This is a genomic window from Delftia sp. Cs1-4 (assembly GCF_000214395.1).
In the GTDB taxonomy this organism is placed as follows: Bacteria; Pseudomonadota; Gammaproteobacteria; order Burkholderiales; family Burkholderiaceae_C; genus Comamonas; species Comamonas acidovorans.
Genome location: NC_015563.1, coordinates 4,284,466 through 4,302,825, shown reverse-complemented (window position 1 = coordinate 4,302,825; position 18,360 = coordinate 4,284,466). Strand labels below are relative to the sequence as shown.

Genomic DNA, 18,360 nt, shown 5'->3' with positions numbered 1-18,360 from the left:
CGTCATCGTTGCCCGGGCCGGGCTCAGTGCTTGGACTGCTTGCTGCGCGCCACCGCCCAGGCCAGCACCACCAGCAGCAGCACCACGAACAGCGCGATGGCGATGCCCGGCACGCTCCAGGAAAGGAAGTTGCGCCATTCGTGGAAGGCGCTTTCGCGCGGGCCCGACGGAATGCCGGTTTCGGGATTGCTGCTGTCCACCCAGGCCAGCGGGCCGTCGCCACCGATCACGGCGATGTTGCCGCGATTGAGCAGGAAGGGCTCGCCCAGGCCGCCCGTCCACTCGCCGATGGCATGCCACAGCACGCCCTGCTGGCCGCCTGCCGTGACCACTTCGGCCGAGGACAGTTGCTTGAGTCCCTTGATGTCCAGCCAGTCCGCCGACTTGCCACGGATGCGCAGCTGCTGCCGGTCCGTCACCGTCACCAGGGGCTTGGCGCCGTCCACGGCCACTTCCATGGCGACAAAGGGCATGGAGGGCTTGGCCGTTGCATCGGCCTGGGCCACGACCAGCTCGGCCTGCGAAGCCGACAGGCCGCTGGCGGCCGCCAGGTTGGCCATGCGCTCCAGCGCGGCCGGCGCCGCCGACAGATAGCTGGCGGGCACCAGGAACTGCGACTTGGCGCCCAGCAGCGGCAGCAGGCCGATGAAGCTGCCGTTGGCCTCGGCCTTGCCGGGCGTCACGTAGCTGATGGCCGGCAGCACGCTGGCGGGGTAGGGCTGGGGAATCTCGTTGCAGTCGGCCGAGTAGGGCTGGCGCTGCACGGACACCCGCAAGGTGTTGTTGATGCCCAGCGCATAGCCGGGCACACGGGCGCGCAGGCGTTCGGGCTGGCCGTTGGCCTCCAGCTGGCGGGCCGACAGCAGCATGCCGTTCCAGAACAGCGTGGCCACGGGACGCGTGGCCGAGGCGCCGGGGGCGGCGGCCACGTACAGCGTGATCTCGCCCGGCATCTGGCCCTGCGAGGCCACGGCGCTCAGCGGGAAGTTCATCGTCCAGTCGCCGCGCGACAGCACGTCGAAGCTGTCGGGACTGCCGCCCAGGCTGGACAGGCGTATGCCCTTGGCCTCGTCCCACTGCGGGGGCTGGGCTGCGGCCACGGTCACGTTGTCGCTGACCAGCAGGCGCTGCAGTGCGGCCTCCTGCAGGCCGGCCACGCGCGCACCCGCGTCGGCGGCCACGGCCAGCACCATCTGGCGGCCCATGGGCAGGGCGCGCAACTGCTGCGAGGCCAGCGCTTCGTTGGCCAGCGGTGCGCGCCGGGCGCGCCATTGCTGCAGGGCCTGGCCCGCATCGGGGTCGGCCGCCAGCTGGGCCTGCAGGGCCGCGAAGGCGGCGGTCAGGCGCTGCTGCAGTGCCTTGTCGGCCACCACGATGTCTCCGCTGACCTGGGCGGCCCCCAGCATGAGCAGCGCGCCCAGTTCGGCGTCACTGGCCAGCTTGTGCTGGGGCTCGGCGCCGCGCAGTGCGGCAAAGGCGGGCACGCCGGCCAGGGCGGCGGGAACTTCCAGGCCGCGCAGGTCCAGCGTCTCCCCCACGGCGGGCAATGCGTTCACCGTCATGCGCCTGTTGTTGCGCTGCAGGCTGGCGCCGATGCGCCAGGCACTGTCGAACGAGGCCTGCTCCAGCTGCCGGCCGGCCACCAGCACGGTGGTGCGCACGGGCAGGGTGTTCCAGACATCTTCGATGCTGCGCACATCGCGCGGGTCCACGCGGTAGCTCAGCCGTGTCTGCGGCGAGATGGTCAGGGAGTTGGCCAGGGAATGGTTGTCATCGCATCGCACCTGGCCGTTGCGGCTGCGCCAGTTCACGCCCAGCCGCACGAAATCGCTGGCGCGGGCCTGCTGGGCGACGGGCAGCGTGCGCTGCAGCGTGCCGTCACCATCGGGCACGGTCTGCGACACGGCGGGCGTGCCGTTGAGCGAGATCACCACGGTCGAGACGCCGGGCTCGCCCTTGAGGTAGCGGCTGTCGAAGGCAATGCTGGCATCGCCCAGCGGCAGGCCGCGCGGCACGGGCAGGTAGAAGTCCTGGGTGGCCGTGCCGGCCAGCACCACGGGATCGACGATGCCCAGCTCCTTGAGCGTGACGCTGCGCTGCAGCCCGTCGCTGGCGCCCAGCTGGCGTATGGCGTCACCCAGCGCCGAGGCCGAGGCCGTCTGCGCGAACAGGGCGCCCAGGCCCAGCAGCGAACCCAGCGCCCAGCGGGCCCCGGTGCGGGAAAGCGATTGGCGGATGGTCGGTTGCATGGGGGCCTCTTTTCTCACTTCGGTGCTCGATTCGTAATGCGCTTCGTGGACGTGGTGCGCGGGGTGGTGCGTGCGTGCTTCAGGCCGGCGCCATGCCCTTGGTCACGGCGGCCGCGATGCCCGGGACGGCCGCGCCGCCTGTGTGTCCGGCGGCAAACTCGTCGAAGGGCTGTCCCAGCAGGGCACGCACGATGCGCTGCGAGGCCTGGCCATCGCCATAGGGATTGATGCGGCGCGCAAACGAGGCGTGGTGCCCCTCGTCGGCCAGCAGCCGGTTGACCTCGGCCACGATGCGCGCGCGCTGCGTGCCCACCAGCAGCACGGTGCCGGCCGATACGGCCTCGGGCCGCTCGGTCACGTCGCGCATCACCAGCACGGGCTTGCCCAGGTAGGGCGCCTCTTCCTGCACGCCACCGGAGTCCGTCAGGATGATGTGGGCGCGCTGCATGAACCAGACGAAGTCCACATAGTCCAGCGGATCGATGAGGCGGATGTTGTCCATGCCGCCCAGCGTGTGCATGACCACTTCGCGCACGGCAGGGTTGAAGTGCACGGGGTAGACGATGAGCAGGTCCGGATGGCGCTGCGCCAGCTCGGCCAGCGCAGCGCAGATGTTCTGGAAGCCTTCGCCGAAATTCTCGCGCCGGTGTCCGGTGACCAGCAGCAGCGGGCGCTGCGCATCCACCCAGCGATGGCGCTGGGCAATGGCACGGGCCAGCTCGGGCTGGGCATCGAGCCGGTCGCACAGCGTGGCCAGCGCATCGATGACGGTGTTGCCCGTCACGGCGATGCGGCCCTGCAGGTTCTCCCCCAGCAGGTTGGCGCGCGACGTGGGCGTGGGCGCAAACATCCACTGGCTGACCACATCGACCACGCGGCGGTTCATCTCTTCGGGAAAGGGCTGGGCCAGATCGCCGGTGCGCAGGCCGGCTTCCACGTGGCCCACCGGAATGCGACGGTGAAACGCCGCCAGCGCGCAGGCGGTGGCCGTGCTGGTGTCGCCGTGCACCAGCACGTAGTCGGGCTTTTCCTGCTCCAGCACGCCATCGGCACCTGCCACCACGCGGGAGAACAGGCCGTTGAGCGTCTGGTTGGGTTGCATGACGGCGAGATCGTGCTGCGCCTGCAGGCCGAACAGATCCATCACCTGATCCAGCATCTGCCGGTGCTGGCCGGTGACGCACACCACGCTCTCGATGCCCCGCGTCTGCGACAGGGCCGTGACCAGTGGCGCCATCTTGATGGCCTCGGGACGGGTCCCGAAAAACGAAAGAATCTTCATGCCAACCCCTTTTGCGTTTTCCTGTGCTCTTCGCTTGTGCGTTCTTGTGCTGCGCTGTACCCGGCAGGGGGCAGGACCCGTCTCAGCCCGAAGACGGGCCGGGCAGGCTGCAAAGCGGTGTGGAATATACGGCGGGTTTTTGGAATTTTCGATCGATTGCTCCGGTTCGATTGAAAACTATCGTCAATTGAGAGAAATTGACGGAAGTTAAGAGGACTTGAGGGAGCTTGATGACCTTGCTTTCCATTGGGGAACCTCCGTCGAATCTCAAGCGCCGCAAGCCATGCGCGCCATGGGGCTGGATGCACGTTCGCGCCAGGGGTGCTGTTGCACAAAGCTGCGCGCCTGTGGGCTTTGTTGCAGCTAGTACATCACCGAAACAAGGATGTGCTTGTCAGACGCTTGCCTATTGCTGCCAGCTGCTGCCTATTGCAAGCCCTGGGGCGCGTCTGCGCAAGGCTTGGAGGGGATGTCCGTGCTGTCGCTTTCCCTGATGTGCGGCCGGTGCGCGGGGCCGAGGCAGGGGCGGGCGCGGCGGGCGCAAACCTGGGCATGAACCTTGCCACAAGCCGGCCCGGAAACGAAAACGGGCCCCGTGTAGGGGCCCGTTTTGCTGGGTGTATGGCGGAGAGGGCGGGATTCGAACCCGCGGTGGGGATTAGCCCACACACGCTTTCCAGGCGTGCGACTTAAACCGCTCATCCACCTCTCCGAAGCCAGCGATTGTAGCAGTGATTTCGCGTGGTCAAGGTAAGAAGCTGGAACCGGCAGCGATGCGGGTGAGCCCCGGTGCACCTTGCAGGTACAACCGGCAAGGCAGCCCCGGTCGTCCAGCCGCAAGCCATTTGGGATGGTGAATGGTTGCAGTGTCGTGAAATCGGGCGAACTTGTGATGCGGGTCCATCAAGGGAATCCTCGGTGCGCACTATTTGCAGTTGGCAACCCATGGCGTATCCGCATTGATTCAGGTTTTCCTCAGCCCGTGCATTCGATGGAGGCAGGTACTGTGAGCTGTCATGTATACAAGAAGGTATTTTCTTTGCTTTGTGAAATTGGGGTGAATTTCCTGTAAGCCATTGATATCGTTGATTTTTGTTCAAATGAAATTTATCTGGTTTGAAAGGTCCCAGAATGCATCCTGGATGAATTGCAAATGTTGAATGCAATTCTCAAGCGCCGGATGCATTTTGCAACAGACGCCGCATGCCAGCTTGTAGACAATGCCTGCGGCGCCGGGCCTTGATATGCCTTTTTCAAGCCCATTGCGGCAGATTCCTCCTGTATTGCGGCGTATCGACAGCCCAGGCCAATCATAGAAACCCGCTATCACCATGGCTCACCATTCAATGCGCTCCGATTTTTACTGTGGCGGGGCGCTGCCATGGCGGGCACTGGCCTTGAGCCTTGTGGCGGTGCTGGGTGCCGGGGCGGCGCTCGCTGCCGGGCCGCAGCGGCAGGTGCTGGAAAGCCTGCCGTCCGGCACGGCCAAGGGGGCGCCTGCCTATGAGTTGTCGCTGCCTGCCTGCACGGCGGCGCCTTGTCCCTTTGAGTTGCGGCTGGTGCGTGCCGGTGTGCAGCAGGGCCAGCCAGCGGCGCTGTCCTGGCCGGCGTCCAGGGGGCCGGCGCAATTGGCGCAGCCCGATCCGCTGTACGGCGTGGGTGATCCGCTGTCTGCGGCAGCAGGGCTCCAGCACCTCGAGCGCGTGTGGACGACTGGCGAGGAAGAAGACACCGTCACCGCTGCCGTGCGCAGCTTGCGCCTGCCCGGCGTGCAGGGCGGCTCGCGTGCGCTGCTGGTCACGCAGATGGTGGGCTTTGAGCATCCCAAGCGCCGCCATGCGCTGTATGTCGCCACCGCCCAGGGCCCGCACCTGGCCTGGCAGTACGACGAGCCCCAGGGCAACTACCAAAGCTGGGTGCTGGCACCCACGGGCCGGATTCCGGTGCTGCTGGTGCGCTATGCATCACCGCAGGACGATGCGCCCGACCAGATCGAGACCCGCAGCCTGCGCTGGAACAAGGGCCGGCAGGCGTTTGCCGAGCAGGCCTCGGCACCACCGGCCGCCGTGCAGTCCGTGGTGGCGGCGCGCTATGCCAGCGTGGCGGCAGCGCGTGCCGCACGCGCGCAGCAGGCCGAATGCCTGGGTGCCTATTCCGTCGTGCGCACACGCCCCGCAGGCGCCGCACCCCATCACGCCCTGGTGCAGGTGGCGGCGGACATGGCGCAGGCGCATGCCGAATCTCTGCGGCTGCGTGCCTGCTCGGCCAGCCTGCAGCCGCGCACCGTGCCATTGGTGCACCTGCTGCCGGATGCCGGCCTGAAGCCCGGCAAAAAAACCGGCAACAAACCCGACCGCAAACCCGACCGCAAACCCGAGCCCGCCCGCTGAGCCGTTGCTGCGGGCCATATCGACAACCACAAAGAGGGGAGAAACATGCCTGACATCAAGGACAGCGTAGGCGAGGGCGGCAGCAACCAGGTGCATGACGTGGCCCTGCTGCAGGCCATGCTGCGCGTGGTCAAGGACGCCAAGAACGCGCCGTATCTGGGCGTGGACTACGACGGCAGCTACGGCGCACAGACGCGCGCCGCGCTGGAGCGTTTCCAGAACGACCACAAGCTGGCCGCCGCCAAGGCCGCGCCGGGCCAGCCGCAGGCCGGGGGTGCCAAGGAGGCGCTGGGCCTGGCGGCAGCCGGAGGGGCCACGGTGGCCAAGCTCAGCGGCATGCTGCCGGCCTCGCACCAGGGCATGCGCGCCGCGCAGAACTCCAAGACGGTGTACCTGGAGGCCAAGGCCCAGGACGTGGCCACCAGCAAGGCCGCCATTGCCAACGATGCGGAGTACGAGCCCACCTTCCGCGCCAAGCTGGCCAGCCTGGTGCAGCAGATGTATGACACGCACAAGATCGCGCTGTGGATCACGCCCACGGGGCGCCGGCGCACCTTTGCCCAGCAGGCCGCCGAGACCCAGACCAAGGCCGGCCCGGGCGAGAGCAACCACAACTTCGGCCGCGCGGCCGACATCGGCTTCAAGCGCTTCCAGTGGGTCAAGGGCGACGGCAGCATCGTCACCGACGCCGACTGGCTCAACCAGCTGGAGGCCGTCAAGTCCGCTGATGCATCGCGCTGGTGGAATGAGCGCGACAGCCTGGCGGCCAAGCAGGGCCTGCTGCCGCTGAAGTTCGAGCGCGTTCACCTGCAGGCATTCGCCCAGCAGGGGGTGAGCAACCAGCGCTCGCTGGCCAAGCTGCTCAACGCCGTGTCGCAGAACAACATGGGCTGGAAATCCGCCTACCAGGCCGACCTGCAGTCCCAGGGCAAGCATTGGGTGAACGTGGGGTCCGCCAAGTCCATCTGGGCTGGAACAGCCTCCGTGACCAAGGCCGATCTTGCCAAGGCCCGCACGGTGGCCACCGGCAAGCAGGTCAAGGAAGCGCAGATCACCCAGGGCGAGGTGGACGCCATGCGCCGCATGCTCAAGGCCGATTTCGAGCAGGCCGACCTGAACTGGTCCAAGTGGGCGCCCGTGCCCTGAGCCTGGCCGGACGCCTGCCGTGCAGGCAGGCGTCGCTCCCATCGCATCTTCCGGAGAGAGCATCTTGAGAATCGACCCTTCGACGGGCGAGGCCGCCCTGCGCGCGCCACTGTCCCTTTCGCTGCCCCTGCCTGTGTCCCTGTCCGCGTCCCTTTCAGCGATGGACGCTGACGCAGCGCCGGGCGGTCCGCCTGCCATCCGCGCCCCGCAGGACGTTCTTTCGGGCGTGCGCGTTGCCTCGCAGCTGCTGCAGGACTTTCGCCCCATCACCGAAAGCATCGAGTGGGAGCTGGGCCACCTGCACTGGGCGCAGGCCGGCCTGCTGACCTTTGCCGAGAACGAAGTGCCCTACGTGGTCAACAACAGCGGCCGCCTCTCGGAAGATGCGGCGGCCCTGCTGTTCCACCACTGCGCGGACACCGCGCCGCAAGGCGCCATTGCCGTGCTGGAATTGGGCGCCGGCTGCGGCCTGTTTGCGCGCATGTTCCTGCAGGCCTTCCGGCACCTGTGCCAGCAGGAAGGGCGTGATTTCGACCAGCGGCTGGTCTACTACGTCACCGACGGCTCTCCCCGCACGGTCGCGCAATGGCAGGAGCGCGCGCTGTTTGCCGAGTTCGGCGGCCAGGTCGTGGCCGGCTGCTGCGACGCCATGCGGCCCGAGGCCGTGCAGCTGCCGGACGGCAGCACGGTGCCCCTGCCGCCGCTGCACGCCGTGTTCTGCAACTACGTGCTGGACGTGCTGCCTGCCACCGTCGTGCGGCGGCAGGGCGACGGGCCGGTGCAGGAATTGCGCATACGCACCCGCCTCACCGATGACGCCCAGCTCGTGCGCCAGTACACCGCGCTGTCGCCGGGCGAGATCCGTGCCCTGGTGGACCATGCGGATGCGGCCCAGCGTGCGCGCCTGTTGCCCCTGGTGGGCCTGTTCGAGCAGGAGGTGGGCTTCTTCGACTGCGGCCAGGCAGCGCTGTCGCCCTGGGTGGATGCCGCCTTGTCCGTCAGCGAGGCGGCGCCGCGCCTGCTGGTCAACCACGGCGCCTTTGGCGCGCTGCAGACGTTGCAGCGGCGGCTGGCGCCCAAGGGGCTGGTGCTCATCAACGACTACGGCGCCTGCACGCCCGAGGCGGCGGCCCAACCGGGCGCCTCCCAGCGCTTTGGCCGCACCAGCGCCATCGGCCTGAACTTCCCGCTGCTGGCGCAATTGTTCGGGCGCGAGGGCTGGCAGGTGCTGGCGCCTTCGGGCGATGCGCAAAGGGCCATCCATGCGCGGCTGCTGATCGGCGAGGGATGCGAGCGCACGGCGGCAGCCTTTCTCAACCGCTTCAGCGCCGACGCGCAGCAGTTCTTCGAGGCCCCGGCCCAGGAGGCCCGCGCGCACCTGGAGTCGGGCCGCCAGGACGCCGCCCTGGAAAGCTACCGCCAGGCCATCACCCGCAGCCCGCGCGACTGGCGGCTGCTGGGCGAGGTGGCGGAATTCGTGGGCCTGCAGCTGCGGGACTTTGCCGCCGGCATCGAGCTGGCGCGCAGCGCGCTGGACCTCAATCCCTGGCTCAGTACCTGGCTGTGGAATGTGCTGGGCGACTGCCTGTTCTGCCAGGAGCAGTTCGCGGCCGCGCATGACGCCTACCTGCAGGCCGAAGGCATAGACCCGCGCGATGCGCGCACCCAGCTCAACCTGGCCTACACCTGGCAACAGCGCGGCGATCCGGCGCGCGCGCTGGCCTGCATCGCCCAGGGCCTGGCGGGGGATGCGCATGGCGTGCACACGCAGCGTCTGATGGAAAAGCAGCAGCAGATCCTGGCGCAGATCGCTGCCCTGCGCGCCTCGGAGCAGCAGCGGCTGGCCCAGCGCGCGGCACGGCTGCAGGGCGGGGCATAGGCCTGCCGGCAGCCTGCAGAAGTTCAGCGGTTGCGGCCCGCCAGCCGCACGGCCAAGGCCGCCGCCGATGCCGCGCAGGCCAGGGCCACCACGCCGCTCCAGCCCCACTGCGCCAGGGCCAGGGCGCCCAGCGCCGAGCCCGAGGCCATGCCGATGAACACGCCCGTGAACAGCAGCGCATTGAGCCGGCTGCGTGCAGCGGGGTCCAGGCCATACACCAGGGTCTGGTGCGCCACCAGCGTCGCCTGGATGCCGAAGTCGAAACCGATGGCGCTGGCCACCAGCAGCGGCAGCTGTGCGCCGGCCGGCAGCCAGGGCGACAGTGCCAGCACGGCAAACGACGCCAGGGCCAGGCCCGCACCCAGGCAGGTCACGCGCTGCGGGCCGCTGCGATCGGCCAGCCGGCCCGCCAGCGGCGCGGCCAGCGCACCGGCGGCGCCCGCCAGACCCAGGGCGCCGGCTGCGGCGCTGCCCATGTGGAACTGCTGGTGCAGCATCACGGCCAGTGTGGACCAGAAGGCACTGAAGGCCACCGACAGCAGGCCCTGGGCCAGGGCCGCACGGCGCAGCGCGGGCTGGCCGCGCCACAGCTGCACCATGGAGCCCAGCAGCGCGCCATAGCCCAGCTGCGTGGTCGGCCTGAAACTGGGCAGCCCGCGCCACAGGGCCACCCCCAGCAGTGCCATGGCAGCGGCGGCCAGCAGGTAGACGCTGCGCCAGCCGCCATGCTCGGCCAGCAGCCCGCTGACCACGCGCGACAGCAAAATGCCCAGCAGCAGCCCCGTCATCACCGTGCCCACCACCTTGCCACGCTGGTGCTCGGGCGCCAGCGTGGCGGCGGCCGGCACCACATCCTGCGCCAGGGTGGCAGCCAGGCCCACGGCCAGGCTGGCAGCCAGCAGCGGCGCCAGGCCCGGGGCCAGGCCGCTGGCCAGCAGGGCCAGCATCAGCGCGGCGGTCTTGGCCAGGATGATGCGCCGGCGGTCCATGCGGTCGCCCAGCGGGGCCAGCAGCAAAATGCCCAGCGCATAGCCCAGCTGGGTCAGCGTGGGCACAAAGCCCACGGCGCGCTCGCCCGCGCCCAGGTCGGGGCCGAGCACGCCCAGCATGGGCTGGCTGTAGTAGAGCGAGGCCACGCCCACGCCCGCCGTGGTCGCCATCATCAGCACCAGCGACCGGGGCACGCCGGACGCCCTTTCGCTGGTGGCCGCTTGGTTATGCGTAGATTGAATGCAAGACATGTTGATCCGCCGATACGGCGTGTTTGAGAAACGATGGCCGTAGTGTGGTGCGATGCAGCAATCCACGGTAGTAGCTGCGTCCGCAGAATCGATATACGCTTGGCGTATGACCATCGCCGACCTCTCCCTGCCTTCGGGCGCAGACCGCATCGAACTGCTGCAGACCTTTGTGCGCATCGTCGAAAGCGGCAGCCTCTCGGCCGCCGCGCAGCAGATGTCCACCACCCAGCCCACGGTCAGCCGGCGTCTGCAGACGCTGGAGCGCGCGCTGGGCCTGCGCCTGCTGCGGCGCTCCACCCACGCCATGGCGCTGACCGACGACGGAGAGCGCTGCCTGGCCCATGCGCGTGAACTGCTCGATACATGGCGGGCGCTGGAGTCCGACCTGCGCGGCGCCCAGGACACGCCGCGCGGCCTGCTGCGCGTGGTCGCGCCCCATGCCTTCGGCCAGGACCAGCTCATGGCGCCGCTGCTGCAGTTCCTGGGCCGCCATCCGGCCGTCAAGGTCGAGTGGCTGCTGCATGACCGCCAGCCGGACTTCATTGCCGAGGGCATCGACTGTGCCGTGCAGGTGGGCGCTGTGGTCGATCCATCGGTGGTCGCGCTGCGCGTGGCCGAGGTGCCGCGCATTGCCGTGGCCGCGCCTGCCTTGCTGGGGCAGGGCAGCGTGCCCCAGCACCCGCGCGAGCTGCAGGGGCTGCCCTGGATTGCGCTGCGCACTTTCTACCAGCGCGAGCTGGAACTGCACCGCGTGGGCGATGAGCGGGTGTGCAAATCCTGGCGCCTGCAGTTCGAGCCCCGGCTCAGCACCGACAGCCTTTATGCGCTGCGCAACGCCGCCCTGGGCGGGCTGGGTGCGGCCCTGGCCTCGGCCTGGATCGTGCGCGACGATCTGGAGGCGGGCCGCCTGGTGCACCTGGCCCCGGACTGGCAGGCCGCGCCGCTGCCCGTGCACCTGGTGTATCCGCCGGCGCGCCACCAGCCGGCGCGGCTGCGTGCCTTCATCGCGGCCATGCGGGAGGTCATGCCGGGACTCACGGGAATGCGCGCGCCGCTGCCCTGAGCCGTTCGCCCGCCGCTGTTGCGGCGGCGCGTCACCGCCCGGTTTGCCAACGGTAAGCATGGCAACTGCATAGGATAATAAGAATCATTTGCGATCTTCTTCGCGATTGGCTTTTCCTCCATGCCGTCCCCCTCCACGCTACAACCGCCCGCCGAGCCGCTGCTGGCCCAGCTGGTGCAGCACTATGACGAACTGGTCGGTTTCCTGCGCCACCGCTTCGGCGACGAATGCCAGCCCCGCGAAATCGTCAACGAGCTGTGCCTGCGGTTGATGGAGCGGCCCGTTCCCCAGGGCATTGCCAACCCGCTGGCCTTTCTGCGGCATCTGGCGCGCGACCTGGCCATAGACCGCCACCGGGCCCAGGCGCGCCGGCCTGAAACGCCCTTCGATGGCGCTGAGCTGGAAGAGCGCCTTGCCCCCGCCGCAGCCATGCCGCTGTCCCCGCCCGAGCTGGCCGTGGCCGCCGCCCAGCGCCAGCGCGCGCTGCTGGTGGCGATAGAGCAGCTGCCCCAGGCCAGCCGCGAGGCCTTCATCCTCACCAAGCTCTACGGCATGCCGCAGGAAGAGGCCGCACAGCGCATGGGCATCTCGCGCGGCATGGTGGCCCGCCATCTGGCGCGTGCACTGCGCGATGTGCAGCCCGTGCTCACGGCCGACCATGCCGCCTGAGATCACGCGCAGCACAGGCGGCACGCGCAGCGCGCGCCAGGGTGCTTCTGCGCAGTCTTCGGGGCGCAGCGCCCATCTGCCCGTCGATGACGCCCTGGCCCCCTTTGCCGACATGCTGCGCCGGCACCTGCCCACGCCCGAGGAAATCGAGCAGGCCGCCGCCCAGCGCCAGAAGCTGCGCCAGCGCAGGGCGCTGCGCGCAGGCACGGCTGCGGCCCTGGCGGCGCTGGCGCTGCTGCTCTGGGCCGACCCCGCGCTGCAGCGCCAGACCCTGGCGACGGCCGTGGGCCAGCGCCAGAGCTGGCAACTGGCCGATGGCAGCGAGGTGCAGCTGAACACCGGCTCGCGCGTGCAAGTGGCGCAGCACCTGCGCTCGCGCCGCCTGGTGCTGGACCAGGGGGAGGCGTCCTTCGAGGTATCCCATGCCTTCTGGCACGGCTGGGTGCCCTGGCTGCAGCGGCCCTTCACCGTGCAGGCCGAGGGCGTGGTGGTGCAGGACATCGGCACCGTGTTCGGCGTGCACCGCCATGAGGATGGTGCCGACATCACCGTGCTGCAGGGCAGGGTGCGCGTGCATTCCATGGACGGTGGCGGCGCACCCGTGGAGCTGTCCACCGGCCAGCACCTGCGCACGCGCGCCGGCCGGCCGCTGCCGCAGCTCGTGTCACCGGAGGCGGGCGACGGCGCCGCTGCCTTGGCCGCCCTGGCCTGGCGGGAGGGCCGCCTGGTGCTGGACGGCACGCCGCTGTCCGAGGCCGTGGCGCAGATGCAGCGCTACCGCAGCGCCCCCATCGTGCTGGCCGACCGGCATGCGGCGCAGCTGCGCATCTCGGGGCAGTTCGACCTGGACCGCATCGACCAGCTGCTGGACCTGCTGCCCCGCCTTGCGCCCGTGCAGGTGCGGCATGAGGACGACGGCCGCGTGCTGATCTCCACGCGCCACAGGTAGGCGCAGGTAGGCCGCCCGGCAGTTGTCCCTGCAGCTGCTGGCCTGATCCAGAAATTTTCCGTGGCCATGTGTACAAACCTGCGCGCTGCAGCGGCTTACAGGCAGACCGGCATCGCGCCCGGGGCCGAGCTGGCCCTGGAGGGGCCTGCCGCCACCGCCGTACCCCGTATTCCGTATCCAACGCCTCAGGAGAGATGTCGCCATGAACCCTTCCCCTACCGTCACCGGCCTGCCGCGCCTTCGCATCGCGGCCCTGGCCGCCGCACTGTGCATTGCCGGCCTGGCCCATGCCCAGCCCCTGGCCGTGGACCTGCCTGCGCAGCCGCTGGCCCAGTCGCTGAACGCGCTGGCGCGCCAAAGCGGCGCCCAGATCATCTTCCTCACCGATGTGGCCCAAGGCCTGCAGGCGCCCGCGCTGCGCGGCACGCTGGAAGTGCGCGAGGCCCTGCAGCGCCTGCTGGCCGGCAGCGGCCTGCAGGTGCGTGCGCAGGATGAGCGCACCTTCACCGTCGAGCGCAGCGGCGGCCCGGCTGCCAGCTCCGGCGCTGGGGGTGCCGTCATGGCAGAAGTGCGCGTGCTGGCCTCGCGCGCGGAGGACACGGCCTACTATGCCCCCTCGGCCGCCAGCGGCACCAAGACCGAGGCGCCGCTGCGCGACGTGCCCCAGACCATCAATGTGATCCCCCAGCAGGTCATGCGCGACCAGGCCGCCACCTCGCTGCAGGACACGCTGCGCAACGTGGCCGGCATCGGCCTGTCGCACGGCGACGGCCAGCGCGACCAAGTCAGCATCCGCGGCTTCACCAGCATCGGTGACCAGTTCGTGGATGGCTTCCGCGACGACGCGCTGTATTTCCGCGACCTCTCCAACATCGAGCGCGTGGAAGTCGTCAAGGGCCCGGCCGCCGTGCTCTATGGCCGGGGTTCCTCGGGCGGCCTGGTCAACCGCGTGACCAAGAAGCCGGGCGTCAATGTCTCCGACGTGGCCGTCAGCATTGGAAGCTGGGCCGACAAGCGTGCCGAGTTCGACGTGGGCCGTGCGCCCGAGGGCAGCGACTGGTCCTGGCGCGTCACCGGCGCCGCCGAAGACGCCAACAGCTACCGCAGCCAGCAGTTCCTCAAGCGCGAGACCATTGCCCCCTCCGTCATGTGGAAGCCGGACGGCAACACCTCGCTGACGCTGCAGGCCGAGCTGCTGCGCGACAAGCGCGTCACCGACTTCGGCATTCCCGCCTACCGCGGCCGCCCCGTGGATGTGGCGCCCGGCACCTACTACGGCTCGGCCAATGCGCGTGATGCGGACACCTCCGAATCCACCGTGGGTTCCTTCACCGCCACCTTCAACCACCGCTTCTCGGACACGCTGCGCGTGCGCAACGCGCTGCGCTACTACCACTACGAGCTGGACCGCCAGAACACCTTGCCGGCCGGCACCACCAACGAGGCGGCCGGCACCGTGGCGCTGACCCGCTCGGGCGTGGACCGCAACGAGCACGGCATCTTCAACCAGACCGAGCTGATCCAGAACTTGCGCACCGGCAGCGTGCAGCATGAAGTGCTCTACGGCCTGGAGCTGGGCCAGCAGAACAAGGATGCGCTGTCCTACAGCGGCGGCACCCTGGCCAACGTGAACCTCTGGAACCCCGTGCTGCCCGTGGCCCCGCTCAACGGCGGCGGCACCCTGAGCGGCAGCACGCTCAACCGCTACCTCACGCGGGCCCTGTACCTGCAGGACCAGGTCACGCTGTCGCCGCAGTGGAAGCTGCTGGTGGGCCTGCGCTATGACCGCTTCGGCCAGGAAACCGACAACCGCCTGGCCGGCCAGAGCGACTTCAGCCGCACGGACTCCACCTGGAGCCCGCGCGCCGGCCTGGTGTGGCAGCCCGATGCCGTGCAGTCCTATTACCTGTCGGTCAGCCGCTCCTACCAGCCTTCGGCCGAGATGTTTGCGCTGTCGGCCACCAATGCCGCCATCAAGCCGGAAAGCACCACCAACTATGAAGTGGGCGGCAAATGGGACCTGATGGACGGCAAGGCCATGGCGACGGCATCGCTGTTCCAGCTGGAACGCACCGACATCAAGACCACCAACCCGGCCCAGCCCACCCAACTGATCCCCATCGGCACGCAGCGCACGCGCGGCCTGGAGCTGTCGCTGTCTGGCGAACTGCGCCCCGGCACCCAGGCCACCTTCAGCTACGCTTACCTGGATGCCGTGGTCACCGAATCCACCACCGTGGACGCCGGCCAGCCAGTGCAGGGCAAGCGCGCCACCATCACGCCCAGGAACTCCCTGTCTGTCTGGCTGACCCAGCGCCTGGGCGATGCCTGGACCGTGGGCGGCGGCCTCAACTACGTGGGCGACCGCTTTGCCAACCCCGGCAACACCGTCACGCTGCCCGCCTACACGGTGGTGGATGCCATGGCCCAGTACCGCATCGGCCGTGCCACCACGGTGCAGCTGAACCTGCGCAACCTGTTCGACCGCCGCTACATCGTCTCGGCCCACGGCACCAGCCCCAACCTGAACCTGCCCGGTGCGCCGCGCAATGTGATGGTGACGCTGCGGCACAGCTTCTGAGGCGGCGCCGGCAGCGCCGGCCTCTGCAAAAGACAAAGGCCCACGCAAGTGGGCCTTTGTCCATGTGGGCCGCGCCGTTTACTCGGTCGCCTTCTTCAGCGAGTCCTTGGCGTTGTCTGCCGACTGCTTGGAGCGCTTCTTGTGGTAGTCCGACTTGACGTTGTTCACGGCCTTGCCGACCGGCCCGCTGTCCTTGGCCTTGGCGTCGGCCTGCTTTTCCTTCACCTTGTGGTCTGCGGCGTCGGCGGCCTCGGAGGCGGCCTTGCCCACCTGGGCGTGGGCGGGCGACAGGCCTGCGGCGAAGGCAAGGGAGATGGCAGTGGCAAGCAGCAGTTTTTTCATGGAATAGGTGTCCTGTGATGAGGTGGCTGCATGGTGCGCCAGTGCGCTGGTGCCGCCTTGTAGGAGCAGGGCTGTGCTGTGCGCGGGCACTGCGGCCCAAGCGCAGAAGGGCTTCCGACGGTAGCTTGCTTCGGTGTCCGACATGGGGCTGCCGGCCGAGCTTCTAGCCTTGGACCAACCCCCGCCAACACCCAAGAAGGACACACCATGATCACAGCCGAACCCACCATGACCAACCTCTTCGATCAGCTGGGACTGGACTCCAGCCCGGAGGGCATCCGTCAGTTCATCCTTTCGCACCGCCTGGAGAAAAACACGCTGCTGGTGGACGCGCCGTTCTGGACCGATGCGCAACGCGCCCTGTTCTCGCAGCAGTGGCATGCCGATGCGACCTGGGCGCTGGTGGTGGACCAGCTCAGCGAGGCCTTGCATTCCGAGCCCGACCTGGACACCGTGCCTGCCCCAGCGGCTTCCGAGCACGAGCAGGAAGCGCGTCCCTGATCCTGTGATGCAACCGCTTGCGATGAATCCGTGCTGCTTACAATTTTCGCGGCGCATTCAACCCATTTGCCTACGGAGTCGCTCACATGCTGACCTCGAATGGTCTGGCGTCGGCCTCTCCAGGCTCCGACGCTCTCTTGCCCCTTGACCCGGGCCACGCCGTTTTGGATGCGTTTCCCGACGCCGTCTTTGTCGTCGGGCTCGACGGCCGTCTGGCCCACTGCAACCGCCAGGCCCGCAGCCTGCTGGACCACTCCGGAGATGCGCTGGAGGGCAGCGTTTTCGAAGAGCGTTTCGTGGCCCAGGCTGCGCGTTCAGGCTGGGCAAGCCGCCAATGGGAGCCTCCTGCCCAGGCCGCACAGCCCCGGCAGGCCAGCTGCTGGCCGCTTCTGACCTGTTCAGGGCGCGAGCGGCCCGTGGCTTCGAGCACATCGCGCATACGGCTGCCGGACGGCAGCCTGGCGTTGCTGCTGTGCGTGCGCGAGGCCGATGCGCACCCGCCTGCAGCGCCGCCGTCCGCGCCGCCGCCCCTGTCCAGCCCGCTTTCCAGCGCCGAGCGCAGCTTTGCCTTGCTGGTGCAAAGCGTGACCGACTATGCGATCTACATGCTCGACCCCGAAGGCCGCATCGTGAGCTGGAACCTGGGCGCCAAGCGCATCAAGGGCTATGAGGAGGAGGAGGTCCTCAACACCCATTTCTCGCGCTTTTACACGCCCGAAGACCAGCAGGCCGGGCTGCCGCAGGCGGGGCTGCGCACGGCGGTCAGCACGGGCCGCATGGAGGCCGAAGGCCTGCGCGTGCGCAAGGATGGCTCGCGCTTTTGGGCCTCGGTGGTCATCGATGCCATCTACGATGACGGCCGGCTGATCGGCTTTGCCAAGGTCACCCGCGATGTGACCGAGCGCAAGGCCGCCGAATCCCAGCTGCGCCAGGCCTTGAAGATGGAGGCCATCGGCCGCTTCACGGGCGGCGTGGCCCATGACTTCAACAACCTGCTGATGGCCGTGCTCAGCAGCCTGGAGCTGCTGCGCAAGCGCATGCCGCCCGACGAGCGGCTGCGCGCGCTGGTGGAGACCGCCACGCGCGGCGCCCAGCGTGGCGCCTCGCTGACCCAGCGCATGATGGCCTTTGCGCGGCAGCAGGAATTGAAGACGGAGGCCGTGGACGTGGCGGTGCTGCTGTCGGGCCTGCAAGGCCTGCTGCAGCAGGCGGCCGGCCCGCATATCTTTCTCAAGATGGCCCTGGCCGCCAACCTGCCGCGCATCCTCACCGACCCCAGCCAGTTCGAGAGCAGCATGCTCAACCTCGTCGCCAACTCGCGCGATGCCATGCCGGGCGGCGGCGTCATCAAGATCGCGGCGGCCGTGGAAACGACGCTGCCGCGCCAGCTTGCAGGCCTTGCCGCAGGCTCGTATGTCTGCGTGCGCGTGGAGGACACCGGCGAGGGCATGGACGAGCAGACGCTGTCCCGCGTGGTCGAGCCCTTCTTCACTACCAAGGGCGTGGGCAAGGGCACCGGCCTGGGCCTGGCCATGGTGGACGGGCTGGTGGCCCAATCCGGCGGCAAGCTCGTGCTGCACAGCACACCGGGCAACGGCACGACGGTGGAGATGTGGATGCCCATCTCCAAGGACGAGAGCACGGCCTGCCACCTGGGTGCCCAGCGCACGCAGGACGTGGGACCCATGGACGTGCTGCTGGTGGACGACGACCCGCTGGTGCTGGCCAACGCCTCGGCCCTGCTGGAGGACCTGGGCCACCGTGTCACGGCCCTTGGCGCCGGGCAGGAGGCCATCGACCTGCTGGCGCGCCAGGCACGCTTTGACGTGGTCATCTCCGACTACGCCATGCCCGGCATGAACGGCGTCGAGCTGGCCGAACACATTGCGCAGCGGTATCCGGGCTTGAATTTCATCCTGGCCAGCGGCTTTGCAGACATCCCGGCGCTGCCGCCTGGAATGACGCGGCTGGCCAAGCCGTATTCACAGGAGGATCTGAGCCAGTTGCTGCATCAGTTGATGAGGGCGTGAGCACCCATGGAGATGGCCTGCGAAGCGTTTTCGCAAGC

The 18,360-nt window shown here is 68.8% G+C and carries 13 protein-coding genes and 1 tRNA gene; 9 read left to right on the top strand and 5 right to left on the bottom strand.

Annotated features, from left to right (window positions below):
• Positions 1–23: 23 nt before the first annotated feature.
• The 3 genes from DELCS14_RS18750 to DELCS14_RS18740 all read right to left on the bottom strand — a co-directional run bounded on the left by DELCS14_RS18750 (position 24) and on the right by DELCS14_RS18740 (position 4,243).
• Positions 24–2,249 (bottom strand): hypothetical protein, encoded by a 2,226-nt coding sequence (locus DELCS14_RS18750; RefSeq protein ID WP_013803073.1) that lies wholly within the window; start codon positions 2,247–2,249, stop codon positions 24–26.
• Between the two features lie 79 nt (positions 2,250–2,328).
• Positions 2,329–3,531: a UDP-N-acetylglucosamine 2-epimerase (non-hydrolyzing) gene (wecB, locus tag DELCS14_RS18745; RefSeq protein ID WP_013803072.1), complete on the bottom strand. Its 1,203-nt coding sequence runs from the start codon at positions 3,529–3,531 to the stop codon at positions 2,329–2,331.
• A 622-nt stretch (positions 3,532–4,153) separates the two neighbouring features.
• Positions 4,154–4,243, bottom strand: a tRNA-Ser gene (locus tag DELCS14_RS18740).
• Between the two features lie 694 nt (positions 4,244–4,937).
• Between DELCS14_RS18740 and DELCS14_RS18735 the strand changes: the two genes are divergently transcribed.
• The 3 genes from DELCS14_RS18735 (at position 4,938) to DELCS14_RS18725 (ending at position 8,946) form a co-directional block, all read left to right on the top strand.
• Positions 4,938–5,921 (top strand): hypothetical protein, encoded by a 984-nt coding sequence (locus DELCS14_RS18735; protein WP_228676906.1) that lies wholly within the window; start codon positions 4,938–4,940, stop codon positions 5,919–5,921.
• 45 nt (positions 5,922–5,966) lie between these two features.
• Positions 5,967–7,067, top strand: a complete 1,101-nt coding sequence (locus DELCS14_RS18730; RefSeq protein ID WP_013803070.1) for a peptidoglycan-binding protein — start codon at positions 5,967–5,969, stop codon at positions 7,065–7,067.
• A gap of 64 nt (positions 7,068–7,131) precedes the next feature.
• Positions 7,132–8,946, top strand: coding sequence for a tetratricopeptide repeat protein (locus DELCS14_RS18725; RefSeq protein ID WP_013803069.1), 1,815 nt, complete (start codon positions 7,132–7,134; stop codon positions 8,944–8,946).
• Positions 8,947–8,969: 23 nt separating this feature from the next.
• On the opposite strand, the gene DELCS14_RS18720 is transcribed toward DELCS14_RS18725, so the two are convergent.
• A complete protein-coding gene (locus tag DELCS14_RS18720; protein WP_013803068.1) occupies positions 8,970–10,187 on the bottom strand; it encodes an MFS transporter in 1,218 nt (405 codons plus the stop codon).
• A gap of 106 nt (positions 10,188–10,293) precedes the next feature.
• On the opposite strand from DELCS14_RS18720, the gene DELCS14_RS18715 reads away from it, so the two are divergent.
• The 4 genes from DELCS14_RS18715 (at position 10,294) to DELCS14_RS18700 (ending at position 15,449) form a co-directional block, all read left to right on the top strand.
• On the top strand, positions 10,294–11,250 hold the full coding sequence (locus DELCS14_RS18715; protein WP_013803067.1) for a LysR family transcriptional regulator: 957 nt from the start codon (positions 10,294–10,296) through the stop codon (positions 11,248–11,250).
• A 120-nt stretch (positions 11,251–11,370) separates the two neighbouring features.
• The gene (locus DELCS14_RS18710) at positions 11,371–11,919 is read left to right on the top strand and encodes a sigma-70 family RNA polymerase sigma factor (RefSeq protein WP_013803066.1); all 549 of its coding nucleotides are present in this window, start codon (positions 11,371–11,373) and stop codon (positions 11,917–11,919) included.
• A complete protein-coding gene (locus tag DELCS14_RS18705) occupies positions 11,909–12,868 on the top strand; it encodes a FecR domain-containing protein (RefSeq protein WP_013803065.1) in 960 nt (319 codons plus the stop codon). The genes DELCS14_RS18710 and DELCS14_RS18705 overlap by 11 nt, the downstream gene beginning before the upstream one ends.
• A gap of 202 nt (positions 12,869–13,070) precedes the next feature.
• Entirely contained in the window at positions 13,071–15,449 is a 2,379-nt protein-coding gene (locus DELCS14_RS18700) for a TonB-dependent siderophore receptor (RefSeq protein ID WP_013803064.1), read from the top strand.
• 78 nt (positions 15,450–15,527) lie between these two features.
• On the opposite strand, the gene DELCS14_RS18695 is transcribed toward DELCS14_RS18700, so the two are convergent.
• Positions 15,528–15,791, bottom strand: a complete 264-nt coding sequence (locus tag DELCS14_RS18695) for a hypothetical protein (RefSeq protein WP_013803063.1) — start codon at positions 15,789–15,791, stop codon at positions 15,528–15,530.
• Positions 15,792–15,998: 207 nt separating this feature from the next.
• Here DELCS14_RS18695 and DELCS14_RS18690 point away from each other — a divergent pair, with 207 nt between their 5' ends.
• Together DELCS14_RS18690 and DELCS14_RS18685 are read left to right on the top strand one after the other, a co-directional pair.
• On the top strand, positions 15,999–16,292 hold the full coding sequence (locus DELCS14_RS18690; RefSeq protein WP_013803062.1) for a DUF2789 domain-containing protein: 294 nt from the start codon (positions 15,999–16,001) through the stop codon (positions 16,290–16,292).
• Between the two features lie 86 nt (positions 16,293–16,378).
• The gene (locus DELCS14_RS18685; protein WP_013803061.1) at positions 16,379–18,322 is read left to right on the top strand and encodes a PAS domain-containing sensor histidine kinase; all 1,944 of its coding nucleotides are present in this window, start codon (positions 16,379–16,381) and stop codon (positions 18,320–18,322) included.
• The last annotated feature ends 38 nt before the right edge of the window (positions 18,323–18,360 follow it).

Bases quoted from the DNA above. Each gene is read 5' to 3' on its own strand.
- DELCS14_RS18705 (WP_013803065.1), top strand. From the start codon at position 11,909: ATGCCGCCTGAGATCACGCGCAGCACAGGCGGCACGCGCAGCGCGCGC.
- DELCS14_RS18715 (WP_013803067.1), top strand. From the start codon at position 10,294: ATGACCATCGCCGACCTCTCCCTGCCTTCGGGCGCAGACCGCATCGAA.
- DELCS14_RS18720 (WP_013803068.1), bottom strand. From the start codon at position 10,187: ATGTCTTGCATTCAATCTACGCATAACCAAGCGGCCACCAGCGAAAGG.
- DELCS14_RS18695 (WP_013803063.1), bottom strand. From the start codon at position 15,791: ATGAAAAAACTGCTGCTTGCCACTGCCATCTCCCTTGCCTTCGCCGCA.
- DELCS14_RS18690 (WP_013803062.1), top strand. From the start codon at position 15,999: ATGATCACAGCCGAACCCACCATGACCAACCTCTTCGATCAGCTGGGA.
- DELCS14_RS18750 (WP_013803073.1), bottom strand. From the start codon at position 2,249: ATGCAACCGACCATCCGCCAATCGCTTTCCCGCACCGGGGCCCGCTGG.
- DELCS14_RS18730 (WP_013803070.1), top strand. From the start codon at position 5,967: ATGCCTGACATCAAGGACAGCGTAGGCGAGGGCGGCAGCAACCAGGTG.
- wecB (WP_013803072.1), bottom strand. From the start codon at position 3,531: ATGAAGATTCTTTCGTTTTTCGGGACCCGTCCCGAGGCCATCAAGATG.
- DELCS14_RS18710 (WP_013803066.1), top strand. From the start codon at position 11,371: ATGCCGTCCCCCTCCACGCTACAACCGCCCGCCGAGCCGCTGCTGGCC.
- DELCS14_RS18685 (WP_013803061.1), top strand. From the start codon at position 16,379: ATGCTGACCTCGAATGGTCTGGCGTCGGCCTCTCCAGGCTCCGACGCT.
- DELCS14_RS18700 (WP_013803064.1), top strand. From the start codon at position 13,071: ATGAACCCTTCCCCTACCGTCACCGGCCTGCCGCGCCTTCGCATCGCG.